The following is a 24,929-nucleotide window of genomic DNA, read 5'->3' on the forward strand; positions in this document are numbered from 1 at the left end:
GGAAAGATTCTGGATTGCTTCGCTGCGCTCGCAATGACGGTAGGGATACAGCATCACGCAAAGAGGCGGGGTTGGGGCCCCCGCCTCTTTCATTCCAGCATATCGATGCTGCTTACGCCTGGCTCGCGATTGCCTTGCCGAGCGCGGCTTGCGCCGCAGCCAGGCGGGCGATCGGCACGCGGTAGGGCGAGCAGGAGACGTAGTCGAGGCCGATCGTGTGGCAGAAGGCGACGGAGGCGGGATCGCCGCCGTGCTCGCCGCAGATGCCGACCTTGAGCGAGGCCCGCGTCTTGCGGCCGCGCGCGACGCCGATCTTGACGAGCTCACCGACGCCCTCTTGATCAAGCGCGATGAAGGGATCGACCGAGAGGATGCCCTTCGCCACGTAGGGACCGAGGAAGCTCGCCGCGTCGTCGCGGCTGATGCCGTACGTCGTCTGCGTGAGATCGTTGGTGCCGAACGAGAAGAACTCGGCGCTTTCCGCGATCTCGGCCGCGAGCAGACAGGCGCGCGGCAGCTCGATCATGGTGCCGACTTGATAGGCGATCTTCGTATTGGTCTCGCGCATCACCGCCTGCGCAGTCGCATCGATCCGCGCCTTGACGAGGTCGAGCTCGGCCTTTGTCGCAATCAGCGGGACCATCACCTCGAGACCGACGGCCTTGCCGGTGCGCTTCTGCGCCTCGACCGCGGCCTCGAAGATTGCGCGCGCCTGCATCTCGGCGATTTCAGGATAGGCGATCGCGATGCGGCAGCCGCGGAAGCCGAGCATCGGATTGAACTCCGAGAGCTCGCGGGCGCGGTCGGCCAGGCGCCGCGGATCAGTGTTCATGGCGCGCGCCACTTCCTCGACCTCGGCATGGGTGTGCGGCAGGAACTCGTGCAGCGGCGGATCAAGCAGGCGGACCGTGACGGGAAGACCCTTCATGATCTCGAACAGCTCGACGAAGTCGGCGCGCTGCATCGGCAGCAGCTTGGCGAGCGCGGCACGGCGTGCCTGCTCGTCTTCGGAGAGGATCATTTCGCGCACCGTGCGGATGCGCGTCTCCTCGAAGAACATGTGCTCGGTGCGGCACAGGCCGATGCCCTCGGCGCCGAACTTGATCGCGGTGCGGGCATCCTCGGGCGTATCGGCATTGACGCGCACGCCGATCTTGCGGACCTGGTCGGCCCAGTTCATCAACGTGCCGAACTGGCCGGACAGCTCCGGCTCGATCATCGGCATGCGGCCGGCGAGCACCTGGCCGAGCGAACCATCAATGGTGATGACGTCGCCGGTCTTGAAGGTGCGCGAGCCGATGCTCATGGTACCGCGGCCGTAATCGACGCGGATGGTGCCGCAGCCGGAGACGCAGGGCTTGCCCATGCCGCGCGCGACCACCGCCGCGTGCGAGGTCATGCCGCCGCGCGTGGTCAAGATGCCTTCGGCGGCGTGCATGCCGTGGATGTCTTCCGGGCTGGTCTCGATCCGGACCAGGATCACCTTGCGTCCATCGGCCTGGAGCTTGGCCGCCTCGTCCGAGGAGAACACGATCTCGCCGGAGGCTGCTCCCGGCGAGGCCGGCAGGCCGGTCGCGATCACGTCGCGCTTGGCGTTGGGATCGATGGTCGGATGCAACAGCTGATCGAGCGAGGCTGGATCGATCCGGGTCACCGCTTCCTTTTTCGAAATCAGGCCTTCATTGGCCAGCTCGACCGCGATGCGCAGCGCCGCTTTCGCAGTGCGCTTGCCGCTGCGGGTCTGGAGCATCCAGAGCTTGCCCTGCTCGACCGTGAACTCCATGTCCTGCATGTCGCGGTAGTGCTTCTCGAGCAGCGTGTAGATCCGCGTCAGCTCCTTGAAGGCCTCCGGCATCGCCGATTCCATCGACGCCCTGTCGGAGCCCGATTCCTTCCGCGCCTCCTCGGTGATGTCCTGCGGCGTGCGGATACCCGCCACCACGTCCTCGCCTTGCGCGTTGATCAGGAATTCGCCGTAGAGCTTGCTTTCGCCGGTCGAGGGATTGCGCGTGAAGGCAACGCCGGTCGCGGAGGTATCGCCCATGTTGCCGAACACCATGGCCTGCACGTTGACCGCGGTGCCCCAGGATTCCGGAATGTCGTGCAGCTTGCGGTAGGTCACCGCGCGCGCGTTCATCCAGGAGGAAAACACCGCACCGATCGCGCCCCAGAGCTGGTCGTGCGGATCCTGCGGGAATTCCTTGCCAGTCTCGCGCGCGACCGCGTCCTTGTACTTGCCGACCAGCTCGACCCAGTCGTCCGCGGACAGATCGGTATCGAGCGTGTAACCCTGGCTGTCCTTGAAGGTGTCGAGGATTTCCTCGAAATGATGATGCTCGAAGCCGAGCACCACGTCCGAATACATGGTGATGAAGCGGCGATAGCTGTCATAGGCAAAGCGGCGGTCACCCGACAACTCGGCCAGCGCTTCCACGGTCTGGTCGTTGAGGCCGAGATTGAGCACGGTGTCCATCATGCCCGGCATCGAGGCGCGCGCGCCGGAACGCACGGAGACGAGCAGCGGGTTCTTGGTGTCGCCGAACACCTTGCCGGTCAACTTGCCGACATGCTCCAGCGCCTTCTCAACCTGCGACTGCAGTTCCTTCGGATAGGTCTTGTCGTGTGCGTAGAAGTAGGTGCAGACCGAGGTCGGGATGGTGAAGCCCGGAGGTACCGGCAGGCCCAGATTGGCCATCTCGGCAAGGTTGGCGCCCTTGCCGCCGAGCAGGTCACGCATTTCCGAGCGGCCTTCGGCCTTGCCGTCACCGAATGTGAACACCCATTTGCCGGCCTTGGCCGCTGCTGGCGCCGCCTTGGCGGAGGTAGCCTTCTTGGGTGCGGGCTTTGCAGCGACCTTCGGCAGAGCCGCCTTGGTCACAGCCTTTGCCGCCGGCTTGGCAGCGGGCTTTGCAACGGGCTTGGCGACCGGCTTCGGCGTGCTCTTGGCCAGCGCCTTGCGGGCCCGCGGCGCGGCCTTTGCGGCAGTGGAGGACTTTGATTTCGCTGGGATTTTCGCTGGCATTTTCTTGGGCTTCGAGGCGGCTTTGGCCATAGCTTGCACACAACCTGCGAGAGGAATGGGAAATCGCGGGCCTTACACCACTTTGGGCGGGCCCGCGCAAGTCGGAGAGTTCCGAAAAGTGAACGCCTAGAAGCGGAGCCACTTCAGGAGCCCAAGCCCGATCGCGCCATTCACGATGAGAAAGATCGCGACGATAAGATTCAGGAGTCGCGGCATGATCAGGATGAGCACGCCCGCAATCAACGACAGGATCGGCGAAATGTGGGCGACGGTGATGTGCATGAATTATCTTTCTGTGGAGGTGGACGAATCGCGGGCGGATCATAGCGGCCCCGGTTCCGCGAGTAGAGACGCGGAAAGCCAATGCGAGTTCCCGGCTTCTCGAAAACTGCCCGAAATTGCCGCGGATACGGCAGGCCTTTTCCCGGAACATTGCGAAGTCGCATGCATTGGCCACCGGTTGCGCCACTGGCGCTTGCCAAACATCACATCGAAGGAGTTGCCCATGCGGAACAGGATTCTTGCCCTTGCAGCGCTGGGCGTTGCGATCGGCTCGCCCCTTGCGGCACAGGCGCAAAGCGATGTCACGGTGGGACGCGCGCCTACCGTGGTCGACAGTGCCCCCAGCATTGCCGTCGACCAGCGGCCGGCCTTCCGCGACTATGTCGTCGAACAACGTGTGCCGCCCTTCCGCATCCCGGATCGCGTGGTGGTGGGCGCCACCTTACCCGAGAGCGGCGTCACGTATTATGACGTGCCGCAGCGTTTCGGCGCCACCACCTATCGCTACACCGTCGTGAACGGCGAGACCGTGCTGGTCGAACCGCGCTCGCGTCGCATCGTCGAGGTGCTGGACTGAGACTGAGATCGACTACCTGAGATCGACTAGATGTCCGGCGCGCCACATCAGGCTGGCGCGAGCAGTGTTAAATCGGACATCAGGCCCCGCCCGGTCCTCCCCCCGCCGGGCGGGGCACTTTTTTGCGGGCTCCTGTTGCGCTCGTGTCCCGAGCAAGCGAAGCGCGACCCGGACCCGGAAGCCCCAAGCGCGCGGCGACATGGGGCCGGCTCTGCAGCGCATCACTCCGCGAAGGGCGGCGCGCTGCGCAGCGTCCGGGCACGAGCCTCAATCCTGAATCTTCGAGAAATCCGCCACCGCCCGTGTGGCGCTGCGAATCTCGTTCAGCAGCTTCAACCGATTCTCGCGCACCTTCGCATCGTCGTCATTGACGCGAACCTTGTCGAAGAACGAATCCACAGGCGGACGCAATTTCGCCAGAGTGCTCATGGCCGCGGCAAAGTCTTCCTTGGCGACGGCGGCGCTCGCTTCCGCCTTGACCTCGCCGATCGCTTTCGCCAGCGCCTTCTCTTCATCGAGGCTGTAGAGCGCAGCATCCGGCGCGCCGTCGAACGTACGCTTGTCCTTCTTCTCCTCGATCGAGAGGATGTTGCTGGCGCGCTTGGTGCCGGCCAGCAGGTTCTTGCCGTCGTCAGTGTCGAGAAACCTGCCCAGCGCCTCGACTCGGCGCACGATCATCAGAAGATCGTCCTGGCCGCCGAGCGCGAACACGGCATCGACGAGATCGTGACGCGCGCCCTGCTCGCGGAGCTGGACCTTGAGGCGGTCGGCGAAGAAGGCGAGCAGGTCTATCGGAAGCTTTTGCGCATCGGCCGGCTTAACCGACAAACCGGCGAGTGCGGACGCCGCCACCTTCATGACCGACAAACGCAGCGCGTTCTCGGCAATCAACCGGATCACCCCGAGGGCAGCTCTCCGCAGCGCATACGGATCCTTGCTCCCCGTCGGCTTCTCGTCGATGGCCCAAAAGCCAACGAGCGTATCGAGCTTATCGGCGAGCGCCACAGCAACGCTGACCGGATCGGACGGTACGCGATCGGCAGGTCCTTGCGGCTTGTAGTGCTCCTCGCAGGCGGCCGCGACCGAAGCGTCCTCGCCCTGCGCCAACGCATAATACTTGCCCATCAATCCCTGCACCTCGGGGAATTCGCCGACGACTTCGGTCAGCAGATCCGCCTTGGCCAGATGCGCGGCGCGCGTTGCCTTGCCAACGTCGGCGCCGACCAGCGGCGCGATCTCGGCCGCCAGGCGCTCGATGCGCTTGATTCGCGCGGCCTGCGTGCCGAGCTTCTCGTGGAACACGATCTGCTCGAATTTCGGCAGCCGCTCCTCGAGCTTGGTCTTCAGATCCGTTTCATAGAAGAACTTCGCATCACTGAGCCGCGCGCGGATGACCCGCTCGTTGCCGGCGATGATGGTCTTGCCGCCGTCGGTCGCCTCGATGTTGGCAACGAGGATGAACTTATTGGCGAGCTCGCCCGTCTTGGGATCGCGCACCACGAAGCACTTCTGGTTGTTGCGGATCGTGGCGCGGATGACTTCCGCGGGCGTCGTCAAGAATTCCGGCTCGAACGAGCCCATCAGCACGACCGGCCATTCGACGAGGCCGGCGACCTCGTCGAGCAGGTTCTGGTCCTCGACGAGCTCGAACCCTTGCGCGAAGGCGAGCTGCTTGGCGTCGGTGAGGATCGCATCCTTGCGGCGCTCAGGGTCGAGCACGACTTTTGCGGCGAGAAGTTTAGCCTCGTAGTCCTCGAAACGACGCACGGAAATCGCCGCAGGTGCGAGGAAGCGATGGCCGTAAGTGGTTTGGCCGGCCTCGATGCCGTCCACCGAGAACTTCACGACGTCGGGCTGTTCCGTCTCGAGCCCGAAAGTCGCGGTGATTGCGTGCAGCGGACGCACCCAGTTCAGCGATCCGGGTTTGCCGGAGCGCGCGCCCCAGCGCATCGCTTTCGGCCAGGGGAAGGTGCGGATGATCACCGGCAGGATTTCCGCGAGCACGTCGATCGCGGCGCTGCCGGGCTTCTCGATCAGCGCAATATAGAAGTCGCCCTTCGGATCCCGTTGGATTTTGGCTTCGTCGAGCGAATTCAAACCGGTCGCTTTCAGAAAGCCCTGCACGGCCGCATCGGGTGCGCCGATCTTCGGTCCGCGGCGTTCGGTCTTGAGGTCAGGCTGGCGCGCAGGGATGCCGTGCACGGTGAGCGCGAGGCGGCGCGGCGTCGCGAAAGCCCTTGCGCCCTCGTAGACGAGGCCTTCGGCGACCAGCCTGTCGGTGACCATGCGGCGCAGATCGTCGGCCGCCTTGGCCTGCATGCGCGCGGGGATTTCTTCCGAGAACAGTTCAAGCAAAAGATCGGGCATCAGGCCGCTCCGCCCGCTTCAGTATGGATCCAGGCTTCGCCACAGGCCTTGGCCAGCTCGCGCACGCGCAGAATGTAGCTCTGCCGCTCGGTCACGGAGATCACGCCGCGCGCATCGAGCAGATTGAAGACGTGGCTCGCCCTGATGCACTGGTCATAGGCCGGCAGTGCCATCAGATGCTGCCTGCTGTTGTCGCCTTCGCGCCAGCCGGCGTCCAGATATTTCCTGCAGGCCGCTTCGGCCATCCTGAACTGCTCGAACAGCATCGCGGTGTCGGCATGTTCAAAGTTGTGCCGCGAATATTCCTGCTCGGCTTGCAGGAAGACGTCGCCATAGGTGACCCTGGCGTCGCCATCGCGGCCGTTGAAGTTGAGGTCGTAGACGCGATCGACGCCCTGCACATACATCGCTAGGCGCTCGAGCCCGTAGGTGAGCTCGCCCGCCACCGGCGCGCATTCGAAGCCCGCGACCTGCTGGAAATAGGTGAACTGGCTGACTTCCATACCGTCGCACCAGCATTCCCACCCGAGGCCCCAGGCGCCCAGCGTCGGGCTCTCCCAATCGTCCTCGACGAAGCGGATGTCGTGCACGGCGGAATCGATGCCGATCGCGGCGAGCGACTTCAGGTACAGCTCCTGAAGGTTCGGCGGCGACGGCTTCATGATCACCTGGAACTGGTAGTAGTGCTGCATCCGGTTCGGGTTCTCGCCGTAGCGACCGTCCTTGGGCCGGCGCGAGGGCTGCACATAGGCCGCGTTCCACGGCTTTGGCCCGAGCGCGCGCAGGGTGGTCGCCGGATGAAAGGTGCCCGCGCCCATCTCCATGTCGTAGGGCTGCAGGATCACGCAGCCCTGCTCGGCCCAGAACCGCTGGAGCGCGAGGATGAAGCCCTGGAACGAGCGTTCCGGGCGCATATGGGCGGGCAAGGAGGCGTCCATCGTCAGATCAGGCTCTCGCGGGGGGGGTTTTGAATCGCGCGGGACCGTATCGGCGGCGGGGATGGGAATCAAGGCGAAGGGGGCGGGAAAGCAGCCCAGTTCTCCGTCATAGCCGAGCTGTCCCTGCCATCCACGAATGTTTGGCGCGGCACGAAGAACGTGGATGCCCGGGACAAGCCCGGGCATGACGAATGGCGCAACTACCCCGGGCGGTAAGCTCCGGTCACGGGGTCACGTTTCAGCGTCTGGATGTCCCCCATATGGGCGGCTTCGGTGACGCGCGACAAGCGCATCTCCTCCAGCTCCTGGTTGATCCGGACAGCGGTCTTGTAGGCCCAGCGGACCACGGCAAGCCCGCCCAGCACGCCCGCGAAAGCGACGAACGGCGGCATCGGTCGATCCTTGTCTAGTGCTCAGCCCCCACGCGCATTGTTGCGCAGATGGACCTGCGCCGCAATCGGAGGGCAGAGGGGCCAAATGGCGCGGGAGTGCGAGCCCTAGAACCCGAATTTCGCCCAAATCGCCCGCGTCTCGACCGCCGAGATCAGCTCATCAGGCAGACCGGCCATTGTTTCCAGCGCCGAAAGCTGACCCGCCCCGGGCGATTTCCGGCCCAGAAGACCGGACAACAGACCGGTCGGCTGCGCGATCACAGGGGTGAGAACCTTCTCGCCGTAGCGGGCACGAAGAGTTGAGCGGAGATCGCCGATGCTGTCGGCGAGCCCTAGCGCGACCGCGCTCTCGCCCGCCCAATATTCGCCCGTGAACAGGGTGTCGTCGGTGCCCCTCAGGCGTCCGCCGCGGCTGTCCTTTACCAGGGCAATGAAGATCTGGTGGATCTCACGCTGGATCGCCTTCAGCTTCGCCACGTCATCAGGATTTTCCGGGAGGAACGGATCGAGCATCGCCTTATGGGCCCCGGCGGTGTAGAGGCGCCGCTCGACGCCGAGCCGCTTGATAGCCTCCTGGAAACCAAAACTGCCACCGACCACGCCGATCGAACCGAGGATCGAAGAGGGATCGCAGATGATCTCATCGCCGGCACAGGCGATCATGTAGCCGCCTGAGGCGGCGACGTCCTCGACGAAGACCAGCACGGGCAGCTTCTTCTCCGCCGCGAGCTGCTTGATGCGCAGGTAGATCTGGCGCGACTGCACCGGCGAGCCGCCAGGCGAATTGATCACCAAGGCCACCGCCTTGGCGTTGCGATGTGAAAACGCCCGCTCCAGCACGCGCGCTACGCCCGCGAGCGTCATGCCGGGGCGCAGCGGCGTCACTGCGCCGATCACGCCGGACAGCCGCACCACGGGCACAATTGGCGTGCCGGGCCGGAAACGCGCCGGCAGATATTGCATGAGCTTGTCGGCCAGGCCGGAACTCTCACGATCGTTCAAATGTTCGGCCATGCCGTTACCTCTGTTTAACCATTTTTTATCACGCGACTGTCATTGGAAGTGCCTGGAACGTGTTTTGCAGATTTCCCGTTGGGAGGCTGCAATGAGGCAGCGGAGAACGCCATGAAAATCTATTTGCTGATGCTGCTGATCGGTGCGCTGTTCATGGCGATCCGCCTGACGACGCCGCAGGAACAGCAGTCGGAATCGCTTCCGCAATAAGCAATCACGGCTCCGCCAGCGGCAAGACCGCCCTCCCCTCCAGAATCTCCTTCACCTCTTTTTCAGGCACGCCCGACTCGTCGTTGAGCATGAGCCCCGGCAGCACTCGCGCCGGCGCCCGGCCGCCTTTCACCGCGCGCACCAGCACCCGGATCGCGGGCCGTCCCGCCTCGCCGTGAACCGGCAGGATCGAGAGACTGCCGAAGCCCCGTGACAGCGCTGCCAGGACGTCGGCGATCCCATCTGCACGCCAGATCAACGTCAGCACGCCGTTCGATCGGAGGATGCGCCGCGCCGCATACACCCATGCATTCAGTGTCTCGTCCCTCGCGACATGGGCGGTGTGACGCGCCTGGTCCGGCGAGCCGCGATGCCGAACCGGATCGTTGAAAGGCGGGTTCATCAGCACCACGTCGACGCTGTCGGGCACGAGCCCATTTGCCGCAAACGCCTGTGCATCGGCAGTGACGTCGAGCACGATCGTCTCGGCGGCAATTCCATTCGCCGCCGCATTGGACCGCGCAAGCTCTGCCAGCACCGGATCGATCTCGACCAGGCCGAGCCGCAATCCAGCCACGCGCCTGGCAAGCGCGAGGCCCGCCGTACCGATGCCGGCGCCGAGATCGATCACGCGATCGCCCGCCTTGGCCGCGGTCGCCGCCGCAAGCAGGATGGCGTCGTGTCCGGCGCGATGGCCGGATCGCTTCTGCTTCAGGCGCAACTGCCCGCCGAGAAAGGTGTCCTCGGTGATATCAGCTGCGGCCTCAATCATCGCCGCGCAATTCGTGGCTGAGCCCGGCCGCGGTGAGAAGCTGGCGGGCCTCGAGGGCGTCATCCTCATGGACCAGGATCCGCCGCGGCAAAATGCCGAGCGAGCCCTCGATGATGCTCATGTTCTGGTCAAGCACCAGATGATGGATATTGGCACCGTCGAGCAGCGCGCCGATCGCTGACACCAGCACCATGTCGTTGGTCCGAACCAGTTCACGCAAACGCAGGTCTCCTGCCTGAAAAAGAGGGAAGCGGCAAATGTCAATGGTTCCGCGGCACTTGCCGCATCCGCCACCAGTTTCTATTGTCTTTCCATCAGAATAGCCCTTCCGGGGCAAATATTGGAGACCGGCGTGGCCGTCATCGTACCTTTCGAAACTCCCGGCGCGTCGATCGAAGAGCTGGTTGCCCTTGTCGCCGGTGACATGGAGCGCGTCAACGCCACGATTCTGTCGCGGACCGGTTCGGATGTGACCATGATCCCGGAGGTCGCCAATCATTTGATCTCCTCCGGGGGAAAACGCCTGCGGCCGATGCTGACGCTCGCCATGGCCAACCTCGCCGGCTACACCGGCGACGGCCACATCAAGCTCGCCGCCTCCGTCGAGTTCATGCATACCGCGACCCTGCTCCACGACGACGTCGTCGACGAAAGCGAGATGCGCCGAGGCAAGCTGTCGGCGCGCATGCTCTGGGGCAACGAGGCGAGCGTGCTGGTCGGCGACTTCCTGCTCGGCCAAGCCTTCCGCATGATGGTCGAGGTCGGCTCGCTGCGCGCGCTGGACATCCTCTCTGCGGCCGCCGCGACCATCGCCGAGGGCGAGGTGATGCAGCTCGCCGCGGCCAAGAACACCGCGACCACCGAGGACGAATATCTCGCCGTGATCCGCGGCAAGACGGCCGAGCTGTTCGCCGCCGCCTGCGAGGTCGGCCCCGTGATCGCCAAACGCCCGAAGGCGGAGCAGACCGCCTGCCGCTCGGTCGGCATGAATCTCGGCATCGCCTTCCAGCTCGTCGACGACGTGCTCGACTATGGCGGCAAGAGCGCCAAGCTCGGCAAGAACACCGGCGACGATTTCCGCGAAGGCAAGATCACGCTGCCGGTGGTGCTCGCCTTCCGCCGCGGCAACGACACCGAGCGCGCCTTCTGGATTCGGGCACTGGAGCGCGGCGACATCGGCGATTCCGATCTCGACCACGCCATCGGCCTGATGAACAAGCACCGCGCGCTGGAGGACACGCTGAGCCGCGCCCAGCACTACGGCGCCATGGCCGTGGACGCGCTGGCACTGTTCCCGTCCTCGCCGATGAAGAGCGCGCTGGAACAGGTCGTGGCGTTCTGTCTGGCGCGATCACATTAAGCGTGACAGCCTGACGCGCTTTCCACTCGTCATTGCGAACTCAGCGAAGCAATCCGAAATCCTTCCGCGGTGGCGATCTGGATTGCTTCGCTCCGCTCCCAATGACGGAGCGTTAGGCAGCATCGCACTCCCTCCCGTGTCCCGGACGCGCTGCAACGCTCTTCGCGGGGCCGCGCAGAGCCGGGACTCACGCGGCACGCGCAGCTAGATGGGTCCCGGCTCCGCAGCGCACCGCCAAGAGGCGCTGCGCTGCGTCCGAAGCACGAGCGCGGTCCGGCAAGTGCCCACCGCACATTCCTACCAGACGCGCTGTCTCCCCCACCGAACCATCATATCACTTACACTGCTCGCGCCTGCTGCTGCCCGCTCCAGTCACTTGCTTTTTGCAAGTCACTCACTTACCTTCCTGCCATGCAGCCCAAATCTTCCTCCATCCTGGAATGCCCTGTCGGCCGCGCCGTGCAGACGGTTGGCGAATGGTGGAGCATTTTGATCCTGCGCGATGCCTTTCAGGGCGCGACGAAATTCGACGAGTTTTCGCAAAGCCTCGGGATCGCGCCGAACATCCTGTCGCGGCGGCTCGCCCATCTCACCGAGAACGGCATGTTTGTTCGCCGCCGCTATCATGAGCGGCCGCCGCGCTACGAATATGCGCTGACGGACAAGGCGCGGGATTTCTTTCCCGTGATCGTGGCGCTGCTCGCCTGGGGCAACAAGCATCTCGCTCCAGAGGGCGAAGCCATCCGGCTGGCGAGCCGCGACGAGATCCGCCCGTTCGATCCTGTCGTCGTCGATGCCGCCGACCTGCGTCCGATCACGCTCACCAATGCAGTCGTCATCGCAGGTCCACGCGCCAGCCGCGGGATGCGCAAACGACTCGCTTCACTCAAGGCCATGAACCCGGCCGTCGCGCCGTCTGGAGACTGACATGCGTCGTATCGTCGTGACGGGAATGGGCGCGGTGTCGCCGCTTGGCTGCGGTGTCGAGCGGTCTTGGCGCCGGCTGCTGGCCAGTCAAAGCGGGCTGCGCCCTCTGCCCGAATGGGCGCAGGTACTGCCGGCGCACATCGCCGGACTCGTGCCCGACAAGGGCGATGACGCCGAAGCCGGCTTCGATCCCGCACAGGCGGCTGCGCCAAAAGACCAGCGCAAGATGGACCGCTTCATCCTGTTCGCGCTGCTCGCCACCGCAGAAGCAGTGTCGCAAGCCAAATGGATGCCGCAGGACGCCGCGGCGCTGGCGCGGACTGCGACGATCATCGCTTCCGGCGTCGGCGGCTTTCCGGCGATCGCAGAGGCGGTGCGCATCACGGAGCAGCGCGGCGCGCGCCGGCTCTCGCCCTTCACGATCCCCTCGTTCCTCGCCAATCTCGCCGCTGGCCACGTCTCGATCAGATACGGCTACAAGGGACCGCTGGGCACGCCCGTCACCGCCTGCGCGGCCGGGGTCCAGGCGATCGGCGATGCCGCGCGCATGATTCGCGCCGACGAGATCGACGTCGCAATCTGCGGCGGTGCGGAGGCCTGTATCGATATCGTCAGCCTCGGTGGCTTTGCTGCGGCACGTGCGCTGTCGAGCGGCTTCAACGATGAGCCTGCACGCGCCTCGCGCCCGTTCGATCGCGACCGCGACGGTTTTGTGATGGGCGAAGGCGCCGGCATCCTAGTGATCGAGGAACTGGAGCATGCGCTGGCGCGCGGCGCGGCGCCGATCGCGGAGATCGTCGGCTATGGCACGACGGCGGATGCCTATCACATGACCTCAGGGCCGCCCGACGGTGATGGCGCCCGCCGCGCCATGGAGATCGCGCTTCGGCAGGCGAACCTTGCGCCCTCGGATGTGCAGCACCTCAACGCCCATGCGACATCGACGCCCGCCGGCGACGAGAGCGAGCTTGGCGCCATCGCCGCGCTGTTCGGCCGTGACCGCGGCATTGCCGTGAGCGCGACCAAATCGGCCACCGGCCATCTGCTCGGCGCCGCCGGCGGGTTGGAGGCGATCTTCACCGTGCTGGCTTTACGCGACCAGATCGCGCCGCCGACGCTTAATCTCGAAAACCCGGATCCTGGCGCTGACGGCATCGACATCGTCGCCGGCGCAGCGCGGCCGATGCCGATCCAGAGCGCCATCTCGAACGGCTTCGGATTTGGCGGGGTCAATGCCAGCGTGATCTTCCGCCGGATGGGCTAAACGAGGGGCCTTGCAATCGCGTCAGGCTTCGCTACCAAAACACAATGATCACGACGAATTTCTGGCTGTTCCTGGTGGCAGCTTGTCTCATTGCCGCCGTTCCCGGCCCCGGCATCTTCTATGTCGCGGCACGGACATTATCGGAGGGACGCGTCAGCGGTTTCGCATCGACTGCGGGCACGGCGCTGGGCGGACTGGTTCATGTGGTGGCGGGCAGCCTCGGCATCTCCGCGATCATCCTGGCCAGCGCCGAACTGTTCGCCGCAGTGAAATTTATCGGCGCGCTCTATCTGGTCTGGCTCGGTATCAAGACTTTTCGCAGCGCCGGCCGGGCACCGTCTCTCGAGAGCGAGCCCATCGGCGACAATCGCGCCTTTCGCGACGGCGTGCTGGTGGAGGCGCTGAACCCGAAGACCGCCGCGTTCTTCCTCACCTTCATTCCGCAGTTCCTCGATCCCGCGGGATCGAACCCCGCGCTGCAATTCGTCCTCCTCGGCGCAATCTCGGTGACGCTGAACACGCTCGCCGATGCGGTGGTGGTGCTGATGGCAGCAGCGACGCGCAAGCAGCTGATCGGACGGCCGCATCTGATGCGGCGCCTCACGCAGGGCTCGGGCGTCTTCATCGCCGGCCTCGGCCTGTCGCTCGCGCTGGCCCGGCGGCCGGCAAATGGCTAGCGCCCCGCAAAGCCGGTTCTATGAATCGCACGGCCTCCGGCTACATTTTGCCGATTGGGGCAACGAAAACGCGCCCACCGCCGTCCTGGTTCACGGCGGCCGCGATCATTGCCGGAGCTGGGACGTCATCGCTCGATCGCTGCAGCCGCATTTCCACGTGCTCGCACCCGACCTGCGCGGACACGGCGATTCCGATTGGACCCGAGGCGGCAGCTACGCGCTGACGGAATATGTCTACGATCTTGCCCAGCTTGTCCGCATCATTGCTGCGCCGCAGGTGACGCTCATCGGCCATTCGATGGGCGGCATGGTCAGTCTGATCTTTTCGGGCTCATTCCCCGAGCTGGTCTCCAAGCTCGTCGTCCTTGACGGCGTGACCATGTTGCCGGACACGCCGAAGCCGCCGGTGCATGAGCGCATCGGCAAATGGGTGGCGCAGCTCGACAAGCTGCACGACCGCACGCCGCGCCGCTATTCGACGCTCGAGGCCGCAGCCGCGCAGATGATGCTTCACAACAAGCGGCTGTCCCGCGACCTCGCGCTGCATCTCGCCACCCATGGCGCGCGGCAGAACGAGGACGGCACCTATAGCTGGAAGTTCGATCCCTACCAGCGCGCCAGTGCGCCGCACCGGCTCTGGCCAGACGACCACGTCGAACTCTGGGCGCGCATCGCCTGCCCGACGCTGCTGCTCAATGCCGGCGAAAGTTTTCTGGTCGGCGCAAAGGCAGCGGGCCTGGAGAGGTATTTCCAGAACGCGCGCGTCGAGACCATCGCCGGGGCGGGACACTGGCTGCAGCATGACAAGCCGCAAGAGGTGCTGGCTAAGATCCGGCGGTTTCTCGGGCTCGACAAGCAAAGTGCGGATTAGCTCACAACGTAGCCTTCATGAGCGCAACGACATGCAGGGCGCGGCAAGAAAGAATCCCGGATCGCATCGCTCATCCGGGCTGCGCAGCGTCTCCGCGGAAATACTAGCTCAACGTCCCCGCATGCACCCACCAGCCGGGATGATCGCGCCGGATCCTTTCGGCGGCGGCATGGGCGTCGGTGGGCGCGCCGTAGATCGCAAAGCACGTCGCGCCGGAGCCGGACATGCGGGCGAGCTTGACGCCGGCAGAGGCACGCAAGGCTTGCAGGACCTTGCCGATCACCGGCTCGATGCGCATTGCGGGCGCTTCGAGGTCGTTGGGGACAGTTTCGAGAACGTCGACCCAGTCAGCGATCGAGGCCCCCTCCTCCGGCCAGGCCGGAGCGCGGATGACGTCGGTGACGCCGACCAGGAGCTCGCCATTGCGCAGGCCCAGCGCCTGGAACACGTCCTTGGTCGCGACCGGCACCCGCGGATTGACCATGACGCAGGGCATGTTCGGCAGCGCGAGCGGCAGCAGTTGCTCGCCGACTCCGGTCATGTCGCAGGCCCGCGAGAGCAGGCACACCGGCACGTCGGCGCCAGTTGCGAGCGCGACGTTCTGGAGACGGGGATCATCGAGCGACAAATCGTTGAGACGGGCCAAGAGCCGAAGCGCCGCCGCGGCATCCGCCGAGCCACCGCCGATGCCGGCCGCGACGGGGAGCACCTTGTCGAGCACGAAGGCGCCCAGCTTCAGGCCCGGTACGGCCTCAGCCAGAAGCTTGGCGGCCTTGAGCACGAGATTGTCGGCGTTATCGCCGCAGGCTGTGGCCAGCGGTCCGGTGGTTGTGAGCTTCAACTCGCCGCCGGGCTCCAGCGTCAGCCGGTCGGCGCAGTCGGCAAACGCAACCACGCTTTCGAGATCATGATAGCCGTCGGCACGACGGCCGACGACGCGAAGGCTCAGATTGACCTTCGCCCGCCCCAGTTCAATCAACGCCGACATCGGCGACACGCCCCCAGAACCTACGTCTTTCCTTCACATGATCTTGCCGAAAAAGCGCTACACGATTTCCGGATCACGCGCTCAGCTCAGCCGCCCTTGCCGTCGTCCTTCTTCTTCTCGGCCTGCGCCGCCGAAGAGTTCGAATTGTCGTCCGGCAGACCGTTGGCGATCTTGGCCTCGATCTTCGGCAGTTCTTCCGGCTCGGGCTTGAGATCGCGCGCATGCGACCACTGGAATTTTGCTTCCAGCGTGCGGCCGACGCGCCAGTAGGCGTCGCCGAGGTGATCGTTGATGGTGGGATCCTCGGGCTTGAGATCGATCGCGCGTTCGAGGTTCTTCACCGCCTCCTCGTAATTGCCGATGCGGTAATAGGCCCAGCCGAGGGAGTCCACGATATAGCCGTCGTCGGGACGCTGCTCGACGGCGCGCTTGATCATCTTCATGCCTTCGTCGAGATTCACGCCCTGGTCAATCCAGGAATAGCCGAGATAGTTGAGGACGTGCGGCTGGTCGGGCTGGAGCTCTAGCGCCTTCTTCATGTCGGCTTCGGCCTTGGCCCACTGCTTGGAGCGCTCCTCGCAGATGCCGCGATAGTAATACCAGACGCTGTTGGCCTTGTCGTTGCCGGGCGGCAGCACCTCGATCCCTTGCGAATAGGTCGCGCCGCAGTCGCCGAACCGCTTGCGGCCACGCTCGATATTGCCGAGCGCCATGATGGCTTCGAGGTCCTTGGAATCCTCCGACGTGACGCCCTTGAGGATCTTGATCGCCTCGTCGGTGCGGTCGGCGGAATCAAGGTCGATGGCGAGCTGGATCTGCGCGTTGCGCTTGAGCGGCGAGGACGAGGGCACGCGCTCATAGACCTTGATCGCCATCTGCGGCCGCTTCACCGATTCATAGAGGTCGGCGAGCGAGAGCAGCGCCAGCGGATGGCTGGGCTGGAGGTAGAGCGAGAGCTGGAGATAGACCAGCGCCAGATCCTCGCCGCCGCGGCGGGTCAGCGTGGCGCCGATGCCGTAGAGCGCTTCGGCGGCGCCGGCTTGCGCGGAATCGACGAGCGGCGGCATCTTCTTGCCCGCCTTGGTCTCGCGCAGGCCTTCCAAGATCAGCGGATGACGGGCGAGCTTCTTGTCGAAAGCCTGGTAGACGGTAGTCGCCGCGGCGGAATCCTTGTTGCGCGACAGCCAGCGCGCATAGGCCTCGGTGATGCGCAGCATGGAATCGTCGAGCTTGTAGGCGCGCTCGAAGCGGGTGCCGGCGTCCTTCTCCTTGCCGGAGAGCTCGAGGATCATGCCGGCGTGCAGATCCTTGAACAGCGGATACCATTCCGGACCGGCCAGCTTGTCGATGGTGGCGACACCGCCCTTGGCATCGCCCGCACCATAGGCGGCCCAGCCCGACAACAGCGTGGCGACGAGATCAGTGATCGGACCTCGGATCGACTGGTTGATGTTGGTTTGCGCCGCCGCGTACTTCTTCAGCTTGAGATCGTGAACGCCGACGACGAGCCGCGCGACGCGGTTGGTCTTGTCGATGGTGAGGATGCGCTCGGCGAGTTTGACCGCCTCGTCGATGTCGCCGTCGGCGACCGAGGAGATGAAGGCACGGTCGAGCAGTTCGTTGTTCTTCGGATCGGTGCGCAGGGCCGAGCGGTAGAACGCCGCGGCCGAGGTCGCGTCGCGCTCGACGCTGGCGTGGCGGGCGGCGAGATAGCTGCCGGCGCCGGTGAGCGACTTCAGATCGTTCCGGGTCGGAAACTGCGCCGCCGTGTTCTCCGGGTGATCCGGCGTCTGCGCCAGGACCGCGCCGGGGACCGCCATGATCGCGGTGCCCATGAAGGCGATGGCGGCAGCAGTCCAGCGGTTGAAACGATTTGAAAACATCAGGGCTCGCCTTGAGTTGGTAGTGCCTGGGTTTGCAGCAGAGGCCGTATCGCATGCGAACGCGGCCGGTGGCATCGGGACCCGGAACCGTCAGGCCAGACAATGCCGCTTTTGGCGCCTCGCCGCAAGGATTCGGACCGGCGATCCCCGCCGCACGTCCCAACGCGGCCAAGTGAATCCGCCAACAGCGCCCCAAGACGCCGCTACTATGGCCTTATCGTGGCCGCCAGCCGCTCCGGCGGCCCCCGGTCTCACGCGAACGTGCGTCACATTGCCGGGGTGGCGTAACCCCGGCCACATCGGGCCTGGATACGTGATCCCGGCTTACATTGCCTCGTAATTCGGGCCGCCACCGCCTTCCGGGGGAACCCAGGTAATGTTGCCGTTGGGGTCCTTCACGTCGCAGGTTTTGCAGTGGACGCAATTCTGGGCATTGATCTGGAAACGCGGGCCAGACCCCTCCTCAATCCACTCATAGACGCCGGCCGGGCAATAGCGGCTCGAGGGACCGGCGAACACGTCGTGCTCCGAGGTCTTCTGGAGGTTCATGTCAGCGACCTTGAGATGGACCGGCTGGTCCTCCTCGTGATTGGTGTTGGACAAGAACACCGAGGACAGCTTGTCGAAGGTGATCTTGCCATCCGGCTTCGGATAGTTCTTCGGTGCATGCTGCTTGGCCGGATCGAGCGTGGCGCGGTCATGCTTGAGATGCGATTGCGTGCCGAACAGCGAGGCCCCGAACAGCGTGTTGCACCACATGTCGAAGCCGCCCAGCGCGACGCCGAGCACGGTGCCGAACTTCGACCACAGCGGCTTGACGTTGCGGACCAGGAACAAATCCTTGCCGACCGACGAGGAACGCCAGGCGTTCTCGTATTCCACGAGCTCGTCATTGGCGCGCTCGGCGGCGATCGCCGCAGCGACGTGCTCGGCGGCGAGCATGCCGGTGCCCATCGCATTGTGCACACCCTTGATGCGCGGCACGTTGACGAAACCGGCCGCGCAGCCGATCAGCGCGCCGCCGGGGAAGCTCAGCTTCGGCACCGACTGGTAGCCGCCCTCGGTGATGGCGCGCGCCCCGTAAGCGAGCCGCTTGGCGCCTTCGAAAGTGCCGCGGATCGAGGGATGGGTCTTGAAGCGCTGGAATTCGTCGAATGGGGACAGATAGGGATCGTCGTAATTCAAATGTACGACGAAGCCGACGGCGACGAGATTGTCGTCGTAATGATAGAGGAATGAGCCACCGCCGGTCTTCATATCGAGCGGCCAGCCGAAGGAATGCTGGATCAAGCCCTTCTGGTGCTTGGCGGGATCGATCTGCCAGACCTCCTTGAGCCCGATGCCGAACTTGGGCGGTTCGGCCTTGGCGTCGAGTGCGAATTTGTTGATGAGCTGCTTGGTCAGGCTGCCGCGCGCGCCTTCGGCGAACAGCGTGTACTTGCCGAGCAATTCCATGCCGCGGGTGAAGGAGTCCTTCGGCTTGCCGTCCCGGCCGATGCCCATGTCGCCGGTGGCGATGCCCTTAACCTTGGCCTCCTCGTCATAGAGCACTTCGGCCGCCGCAAAGCCCGGATAGATTTCGACGCCGAGCGCCTCGGCCTTGCGCGCCAGCCAGCGGCAGACATTGCCGAGCGAGCCGATGTAGCAATGATGATTGTCCATCAGCGGCGGCATCATGAAGTTCGGCAGCTTGATCGCGCCGCCGGCCGTCATCCAGTAGAAGCGGTCGTCCTTCACCTGGGTTTTCAGCGGGCAGTCGGAATCCTCGCGCCAGTCCGGAACGAGCTTGTCGAGCCCGGCCGGGTCGATCACGGCGCCGGAGAGAATGTGCGCGCCGACCTCGGAGCCCTTCTCCACCACGACGACGTTGAGATCGGCGTTGAGCTGCTTCAGCCGGATCGCAGCCGACAGGCCCGAGGGGCCGGCGCCGACGATGACGACGTCGAATTCCATGGATTCGCGAGGAGGGAGTTCTTCGGTGCTCATCTGATCTCAGCCCTTGAGACGGTCCTTGGTCGATTGCGCCCTCTTGTTTCCGATTTTTCCGGGTAGGACAACCTCGGAAATACGTTTCGCCGGGGTGCAAGACCGCCCAAGCTGATATAAAAGTCAGACTTTCCCATGATCCCCGAACCCGCACCCACCATCCGCGAGCTTCTCGCCTTCTATCTGGAGGCCGGTGTCGACTGCGCGCTCGCCGAGGAACCGATCGACCGCCTGGCGGAATTAGAAGCCCCGCCACCGGCTCCGCCCGTGGCACCGCCGGTCGAGCCATCGCGGCCGGTCGCCGCGCCGACGCTAATGCGCGGCGAGGCAGCCCTTGCCCCCGACGTCGCGATTGCTTCGGCACGCGAGGCCGCGCGCACGGCGCCGACGCTGGATGCACTGCGCGAACTGATGCAGAGCTTCGAGGGCTGCGCGCTGAAGCACACCGCGACGCGGCTGGTGTTCGCCGACGGCAATCCTAAGGCGCGCATCATGTTCGTCGGTGAGGCGCCCGGGCGCGACGAGGACATCGAGGGACTGCCCTTCGTCGGGCGCAGCGGCAAGCTGCTCGATCTCATGATCGGCGCGATCGGGCTCAACCGCACCACCGCCTATATCGCCAACGTCATTCCCTGGCGGCCGCCCGGCAATCGGACGCCGACGCCGCAGGAGACGCAGATCTGCCTGCCCTTCATCCAGCGTCAGATCGAACTGGTCAATCCGGATGTGCTGGTGACGCTCGGCAATCCCTCGACGCAGACGCTGCTCGGAACGCGCGAAGGCATCATGCGCACCCGCGGCCGCTGGTTCGACTACGACACCGGCCAGCGCACCATCCGCGCGCTGCCGACATTTCACCCGGCGTACCTGCTGCGCTCGCCGTCCTACAAGCGGCTGGCTTGGCAGGATCTGCGCGCGGTTGCGAAGGTGCTGGCGGGGTCGTGAGGGACGGGACACTCTCCTTCGTCATTGCAACGGAGAGAGCGCTACGTCCCCTTCGGCCGCACGATGGCCCAGCCGATGCGCAAAAGCTGCTGGCGGCCGGTTACCAGCCATTCGAAGGCGCGCGGGACTTCCGGGACGATGTTGGGAAATCGTTTGAGGATCTCCGGCGGCGGGGTGCCGGCGGTGTCGGAGGCGCGCCAGACCACGACGCCGCCGGTCTCGCTGAACTTGGCCTGATTCATCCACGGCGTGCGCGCAGGATCGGCATCGATGAAGAGATGCGGCCGGCCGGAATGCAGCGCGATCAGGCTCGCAAGCTGGGTCTCGCCGGCGACCGCGCGCAGGCGATGATTGGTGCGGCGGGCGAAGCTCTCGTCGAAGAAATCCGAGATCGCGCGCGCCGGCATCGAGGTCGCGATCTCGCCGGTGCCGGTCCAAGGCATGATCAGGACGGCGAGCACGACGCCGATGGCGGGCGCGATGATTGCGGCGGCCCAGACCATGCGCAGCATCCGCGCGCGGCGCATCGCGATGAGATCCCCTGCGGCGGCCACCACGGCAAGCCCGGACATGACCAGCATGACGGCGGCGCCGCCGACGACGGATTCGAGCCCGAGCAGGCCGGAGATCAGCACCGCGCCGAGTGGCGGCGCCAGCGCGAAGAAATAGACGAAGTTGCTCGCGAGCGGCTCGACCGGCGGGCGATAGATGATCGGCGGCTCCTCGCCCTTGCCGGCGAACATCCCGGTATTCAGGAAGGTCAGCGCCGGAATCGCCGCCGCCCCAAGCGCGAGCCCGCCGAGCAGCCAGGCTGCGTGCAGGACGCGGGCGTTGAGCTCCGAAACTTGCGGCAAGACCGGCATCGTCAATGTCTCGGCGCGCATCAGCCAAATCGCATAGGGCAGCGCCAGCACGGCGACGACGATCAGCGCGAATAGCGGATCGAGCCCGCGCAGCGTCCTGCGGCCTCCCGCCGTCGAGATCGCGAAGACGACGATCAGGAGGAGGAGGAAGATCGCGGCGGGCGTCGTGAGCAACAACAGGCCGGCCTCGATCGACCAGACGAACCAGGCATTGCCGCGGCGCTGGCCGATGATCTGCCAGGAGTGCAGCAGCAGCAGCGCCCAGAGCGGCCGTGCCAGCACCAAGGGTCCGAAGTCGAGCGCGGACGAGGAGAAGGCTAGCACGGTCATGGTCAGCAGCACGGCGAGCACCGCCTGCTGTGAGCCGACGACGGCACGAGACAGATGAAAGAGCGCGATGAAGGTCGCGATCTCGCAGAGCTCAGCGAGGACATACACGCCGAACATGTGACCGCCGGCGGCGCGATAGGCCATGTCGGCGAGCCAGACAGGCAGCGGCGGGCCGAGATCGGTGCCGACCTGGTACTCGCGGCCGAAGGCCAGCAGCGTCGCCAGACTGCCGGGCGGGCTGCGGTAGAACACCAGCGCCACGAACAGCCACATCGCCGCCTGGAGCAGCACGGCGATCCACACGATCAGCCGCGGCCGGGCGCGAATGAGCTCGATGACCAGCGAGGTAAACCGCATGCAACGTCCGAAAGATGCAGCCAACCCGTCCAGCCGGCCCTGTTCGCTCACACCTGTTTTGATAAAGGGCGCTGCGCGTCGTGGCAACCGCCGCAAGTCGTCATGCCGGGCTTGACGGATGGGGGAGGCTGCGGAGGAAACACCTAGAGATTCGCAGACGCGTCGATCTCGATTTGGGCTTCCACCTGCACCTCGACCTCCGCGACAGAGAACAGATCCTGCGCCGGCTCGACGGTCCAGGGCATGTGCTTGGCGCGGGCGGCGGCGACGGGGGCGAAGAAGCTGCGGTGGTGGATGGAGGGGCCGAGGCGATCCAGGGCGTCGAGATGCTCGGGGACAGCGTAGCCCTTGTGCTGCTCGAAGCCGTAGCCGGGGCAGTCCTGCGCCAGCGCGCACATCAGCCGGTCCCGCGTCACCTTGGCAACGATGGAGGCGGCCGCGATTGACAGCACGATGCCGTCACCGCCGATCACGGCCTCGCAGTCGCATTCCGTATCGAGCCGGTCGCGGCCGTCGACGAAGACGTGGCGCGGCGCCTCGGGCAGCGCCACCACCGCGCGCTTCAGCGCCCATAGCGAAGCACGCAGGATGTTGTCGCGGTCGATCCGCGCGGGCGAAGCCACGGCGACCGAGACCTGCGCGGTGGCGCAGATCTTGTCGAACAGTTTTTCGCGCTCTTCGGCGGTCAGGCGCTTGGAATCATCGATGCCACGGGGAATGCGGTCGGGATCGAGGATCACGGCCGCCGCCACCACGGGGCCGGCGAGCGGTCCGCGACCGGCCTCGTCGCAGCCTGCGACCGGCCAGACGCCGCGCTTGATCAGCGCGCGCTCACGACGGAAGCTCGGCGGGGCCACGGCAATGATGCCTTTCCGGCCGGCGCTTTTGCCGGTTAAAGCCTGAACCTCCGACGCCTTAGTTTCCGACGACTTGGCTTGCGGCGGCTTGCCTTCCAACGTGTTGGCAGGCGCAGCCTTCTTCGCACCGTCTTTTTTTGGCGTGTCTTTGGCCAGCTTCTTGGCGGACTTGTCCCGAATCATGGTGGGGATCGTGCGCAAGCGGCTTCGCCAGCGCAACCTGGAACCCGAGACAATTCCCGTTATTCAGGTGAGCCGCCCTATTCCGCCAAATGCACCCGTCGGTCCTCGCCCACCTCGATCCCGGGTGCGACCACGACCTCCCAAGGATGGCCATCGGGATCGGTGAAATAGCCGGAATAGCCGCCGTAATCAGTCTCGTGCGCCGCTTTCAGCAGCGCTGCACCCTTGTCGACAGCGAAAGCCAGCACCGTATCGACCTCCTCGCGCGTCCGGCAGTTCCAGGCGAGCGTCATCCCGCGAAATGCCGGCGGTCTTGGATTGTCCGGCAACCCGGCGTCGGCGGCGAGCTGATCCCAGGGATACAAGGCGAGCACCGGACCACCGGTGTCGTAGAATGCGACCGCCTCACCGGTCGCCTTGAGCAGGCGCGAGAAACCGAGCGCCTCGTAAAAGGCAATGCTGGCGCGGATGTTGCTGACACCGAGCGTGACTACGGTCAGCCGCGGCACCGGCACGGTGGTTTCCTCACTCATGTTACGCCTCGTCCACTTCGCGATCAGAACAGGCTGAGCTGATCGCCGTTCCGCTTCGGCCGCGCGAAGTGATCGGTGGTCAGCTTGGAGCGCCGCTTGTTGAGGCCGAGCCTGTCGCAGGCGATCTCGAAGCGACGGCCGATGGTCCAGGCCATCGGGCCGGTCCCCTTCATCCGCTCGCCCCATTTCGCATCGTAGTCGCGGCCGCCGCGCATGTCGCGGATCAGCGTGAAGACGTGGCGGTAGCGGTCTGGATAGTTCGCCATCAGCCATTCGCGAAACAGATCGCGGACCTCGAGCGGCAGCCGCAGCAGCACGTAGGAGGCTTCCTTGACGCCGGCATGGGCTGCGGCATCAAGAATGCGCTCGATCTCGGAATCGTTCAGCGCGGGGATCACGGGCGCGACCATCACAGTGGTCGGAATGCCCGCCTCCGAGAGCTGCTTGAGCGCTTCCAGTCGCTTCGGCGGCGTCGCCGCCCGCGGCTCCATGGTGCGCGCGAGCCTCGGATCGAGCGAGGTGACGGAGATCGCGACCTTGGCGAGGTTGCGCTTGGCCATCCGCGCGAGAATGTCGATATCGCGCACCACCAGGACCGATTTGGTGACGATGCCGACGGGATGCCCGGCGCGCTCCAGCACCTCTAGGATGCCTCGCATGATCTTTCGCTCGCGCTCGATCGGCTGATAGGGATCGGTGTTGGTGCCGATCGCGATCATCCGCGGCTCGTAGCCGCTGGCAGCGAGTTCCTTCTCGAGCAGCGCCGCCGCCTCGGGCTTGGCAAACAGTTTGGACTCGAAGTCGAGCCCGGGAGACAGGCCGAGATAGGCGTGCGTCGGCCGCGCGAAGCAATAGACGCAGCCGTGCTCGCAGCCGCGATAGGGGTTGATCGAGCGGTCGAAACCGATGTCGGGGGAATCGTTGCGGGTGATCACCTTGCGTGAGGTGTCGATCCCGACCGTGGTCTTGAACGGCGGCAGTTCCTCCAGGCTCTGCCAGCCATCGTCGAAGGCGACGCGGGCCTCGGCCTCGTAACGGCCGCTGGCGTTGGACTGGACGCCCCGCCCTCGCCTGCGTGCGCGATCGATGGCGACGCCAAGCTCGGGAAAATCGACAGGAAAATCAGAAGGCGCACCCGCCGGCTCGGAGGGCGCCGTAACCGGCGGGTGCTTGAGGGCACGAGAAGATGCTCGACTCATGAACCCAACATAGCACGCGCCCAGAACAAATCAAGAACAAGAGCAAAAACGCGGAAACAACCCCATGCACAGTAGCGCTGCCCAAACTTCGGGCGCGCGCCCTTGACCTCACGCAACACCGGCGGGGCGGCG

22 protein-coding genes are annotated in these 24,929 nt (G+C 65.3%); 7 read left to right on the forward strand and 15 right to left on the reverse strand.

The window, feature by feature from the left end:
- Nucleotides 1–112 precede the first annotated feature (112 nt).
- Both ppdK and IVA91_RS14090 read right to left on the reverse strand, forming a co-directional pair.
- A complete protein-coding gene (gene ppdK, locus IVA91_RS14085; protein ID WP_247458825.1) occupies nucleotides 113–3,052 on the reverse strand; it encodes a pyruvate, phosphate dikinase in 2,940 nt (979 codons plus the stop codon).
- 96 nt (nucleotides 3,053–3,148) lie between these two features.
- Nucleotides 3,149–3,304, reverse strand: a complete 156-nt coding sequence (locus IVA91_RS14090; protein WP_008562090.1) for a DUF3096 domain-containing protein — start codon at nucleotides 3,302–3,304, stop codon at nucleotides 3,149–3,151.
- A 223-nt stretch (nucleotides 3,305–3,527) separates the two neighbouring features.
- Between IVA91_RS14090 and IVA91_RS14095 the strand changes: the two genes are divergently transcribed.
- The gene (locus IVA91_RS14095) at nucleotides 3,528–3,881 is read left to right on the forward strand and encodes a DUF1236 domain-containing protein (RefSeq protein ID WP_247279670.1); all 354 of its coding nucleotides are present in this window, start codon (nucleotides 3,528–3,530) and stop codon (nucleotides 3,879–3,881) included.
- Between the two features lie 267 nt (nucleotides 3,882–4,148).
- Here the strand turns inward: IVA91_RS14095 and glyS are convergent, their stop codons facing one another.
- The 6 genes from glyS to IVA91_RS14125 form a co-directional block, all read right to left on the reverse strand.
- Nucleotides 4,149–6,248: a glycine--tRNA ligase subunit beta gene (glyS, locus tag IVA91_RS14100; RefSeq protein WP_247279669.1), complete on the reverse strand. Its 2,100-nt coding sequence runs from the start codon at nucleotides 6,246–6,248 to the stop codon at nucleotides 4,149–4,151.
- Nucleotides 6,248–7,186 (reverse strand): glycine--tRNA ligase subunit alpha, encoded by a 939-nt coding sequence (locus IVA91_RS14105; protein WP_247279668.1) that lies wholly within the window; start codon nucleotides 7,184–7,186, stop codon nucleotides 6,248–6,250. Before IVA91_RS14105 ends, glyS begins: the two co-directional genes overlap by 1 nt.
- Nucleotides 7,187–7,386: 200 nt before the next feature.
- A complete protein-coding gene (locus IVA91_RS14110; RefSeq protein ID WP_247279667.1) occupies nucleotides 7,387–7,578 on the reverse strand; it encodes a hypothetical protein in 192 nt (63 codons plus the stop codon).
- A 105-nt stretch (nucleotides 7,579–7,683) separates the two neighbouring features.
- Nucleotides 7,684–8,592: a S49 family peptidase gene (locus tag IVA91_RS14115; protein ID WP_247279666.1), complete on the reverse strand. Its 909-nt coding sequence runs from the start codon at nucleotides 8,590–8,592 to the stop codon at nucleotides 7,684–7,686.
- A 214-nt stretch (nucleotides 8,593–8,806) separates the two neighbouring features.
- On the reverse strand, nucleotides 8,807–9,574 hold the full coding sequence (locus IVA91_RS14120) for a methyltransferase (RefSeq protein WP_247279665.1): 768 nt from the start codon (nucleotides 9,572–9,574) through the stop codon (nucleotides 8,807–8,809).
- Entirely contained in the window at nucleotides 9,567–9,794 is a 228-nt protein-coding gene (locus IVA91_RS14125) for a DUF2007 domain-containing protein (protein WP_247279664.1), read from the reverse strand. Before IVA91_RS14125 ends, IVA91_RS14120 begins: the two co-directional genes overlap by 8 nt.
- Before the next feature lie 132 nt (nucleotides 9,795–9,926).
- Here IVA91_RS14125 and IVA91_RS14130 point away from each other — a divergent pair, with 132 nt between their 5' ends.
- The 5 genes from IVA91_RS14130 to IVA91_RS14150 all read left to right on the forward strand — a co-directional run bounded on the left by IVA91_RS14130 (nucleotide 9,927) and on the right by IVA91_RS14150 (nucleotide 14,673).
- Entirely contained in the window at nucleotides 9,927–10,934 is a 1,008-nt protein-coding gene (locus IVA91_RS14130) for a polyprenyl synthetase family protein (protein ID WP_247458826.1), read from the forward strand.
- Between the two features lie 411 nt (nucleotides 10,935–11,345).
- Nucleotides 11,346–11,861 carry a helix-turn-helix domain-containing protein gene (locus IVA91_RS14135; protein ID WP_247279662.1) on the forward strand — a complete coding sequence of 172 codons (516 nt, stop codon included), beginning with the start codon at nucleotides 11,346–11,348 and terminating at the stop codon, nucleotides 11,859–11,861.
- Between the two features lies 1 nt (nucleotide 11,862).
- The gene (gene fabF / locus IVA91_RS14140) at nucleotides 11,863–13,125 is read left to right on the forward strand and encodes a beta-ketoacyl-ACP synthase II (protein ID WP_247279661.1); all 1,263 of its coding nucleotides are present in this window, start codon (nucleotides 11,863–11,865) and stop codon (nucleotides 13,123–13,125) included.
- 44 nt (nucleotides 13,126–13,169) lie between these two features.
- Nucleotides 13,170–13,802 carry a LysE family translocator gene (locus tag IVA91_RS14145; protein WP_247279660.1) on the forward strand — a complete coding sequence of 211 codons (633 nt, stop codon included), beginning with the start codon at nucleotides 13,170–13,172 and terminating at the stop codon, nucleotides 13,800–13,802.
- Complete coding sequence (locus IVA91_RS14150; protein ID WP_247279659.1) at nucleotides 13,795–14,673, forward strand: alpha/beta hydrolase; 879 nt, start codon at nucleotides 13,795–13,797, stop codon at nucleotides 14,671–14,673. Before IVA91_RS14145 ends, IVA91_RS14150 begins: the two co-directional genes overlap by 8 nt.
- Before the next feature lie 103 nt (nucleotides 14,674–14,776).
- Here IVA91_RS14150 and IVA91_RS14155 read toward each other — a convergent pair whose 3' ends face one another.
- The 3 genes from IVA91_RS14155 to IVA91_RS14165 form a co-directional block, all read right to left on the reverse strand.
- Entirely contained in the window at nucleotides 14,777–15,661 is an 885-nt protein-coding gene (locus IVA91_RS14155) for a 4-(cytidine 5'-diphospho)-2-C-methyl-D-erythritol kinase (RefSeq protein ID WP_247279658.1), read from the reverse strand.
- Nucleotides 15,662–15,747: 86 nt separating this feature from the next.
- A complete protein-coding gene (locus tag IVA91_RS14160) occupies nucleotides 15,748–17,544 on the reverse strand; it encodes a tetratricopeptide repeat protein (protein ID WP_247279657.1) in 1,797 nt (598 codons plus the stop codon).
- 324 nt (nucleotides 17,545–17,868) lie between these two features.
- Nucleotides 17,869–19,530, reverse strand: coding sequence for an electron transfer flavoprotein-ubiquinone oxidoreductase (locus tag IVA91_RS14165; RefSeq protein ID WP_247279656.1), 1,662 nt, complete (start codon nucleotides 19,528–19,530; stop codon nucleotides 17,869–17,871).
- Between the two features lie 135 nt (nucleotides 19,531–19,665).
- Between IVA91_RS14165 and IVA91_RS14170 the strand changes: the two genes are divergently transcribed.
- Nucleotides 19,666–20,475, forward strand: a complete 810-nt coding sequence (locus IVA91_RS14170) for a uracil-DNA glycosylase (protein ID WP_247279655.1) — start codon at nucleotides 19,666–19,668, stop codon at nucleotides 20,473–20,475.
- A gap of 41 nt (nucleotides 20,476–20,516) precedes the next feature.
- Here IVA91_RS14170 and IVA91_RS14175 read toward each other — a convergent pair whose 3' ends face one another.
- The 4 genes from IVA91_RS14175 to IVA91_RS14190 form a co-directional block, all read right to left on the reverse strand.
- Nucleotides 20,517–22,025, reverse strand: coding sequence for a glycosyltransferase family 39 protein (locus IVA91_RS14175; RefSeq protein WP_247279654.1), 1,509 nt, complete (start codon nucleotides 22,023–22,025; stop codon nucleotides 20,517–20,519).
- A gap of 143 nt (nucleotides 22,026–22,168) precedes the next feature.
- Nucleotides 22,169–23,065 (reverse strand): ribonuclease HII, encoded by an 897-nt coding sequence (locus IVA91_RS14180; protein ID WP_247279653.1) that lies wholly within the window; start codon nucleotides 23,063–23,065, stop codon nucleotides 22,169–22,171.
- A gap of 77 nt (nucleotides 23,066–23,142) precedes the next feature.
- Entirely contained in the window at nucleotides 23,143–23,598 is a 456-nt protein-coding gene (locus IVA91_RS14185) for a VOC family protein (protein ID WP_247279652.1), read from the reverse strand.
- A gap of 23 nt (nucleotides 23,599–23,621) precedes the next feature.
- Nucleotides 23,622–24,797: a PA0069 family radical SAM protein gene (locus IVA91_RS14190; RefSeq protein WP_247279651.1), complete on the reverse strand. Its 1,176-nt coding sequence runs from the start codon at nucleotides 24,795–24,797 to the stop codon at nucleotides 23,622–23,624.
- Nucleotides 24,798–24,929: the final 132 nt, after the last annotated feature.

Origin of the sequence: Bradyrhizobium sp. 153 (assembly GCF_023073835.1) — a bacterium.
In the GTDB taxonomy this organism is placed as follows: Bacteria; Pseudomonadota; Alphaproteobacteria; order Rhizobiales; family Xanthobacteraceae; genus Bradyrhizobium.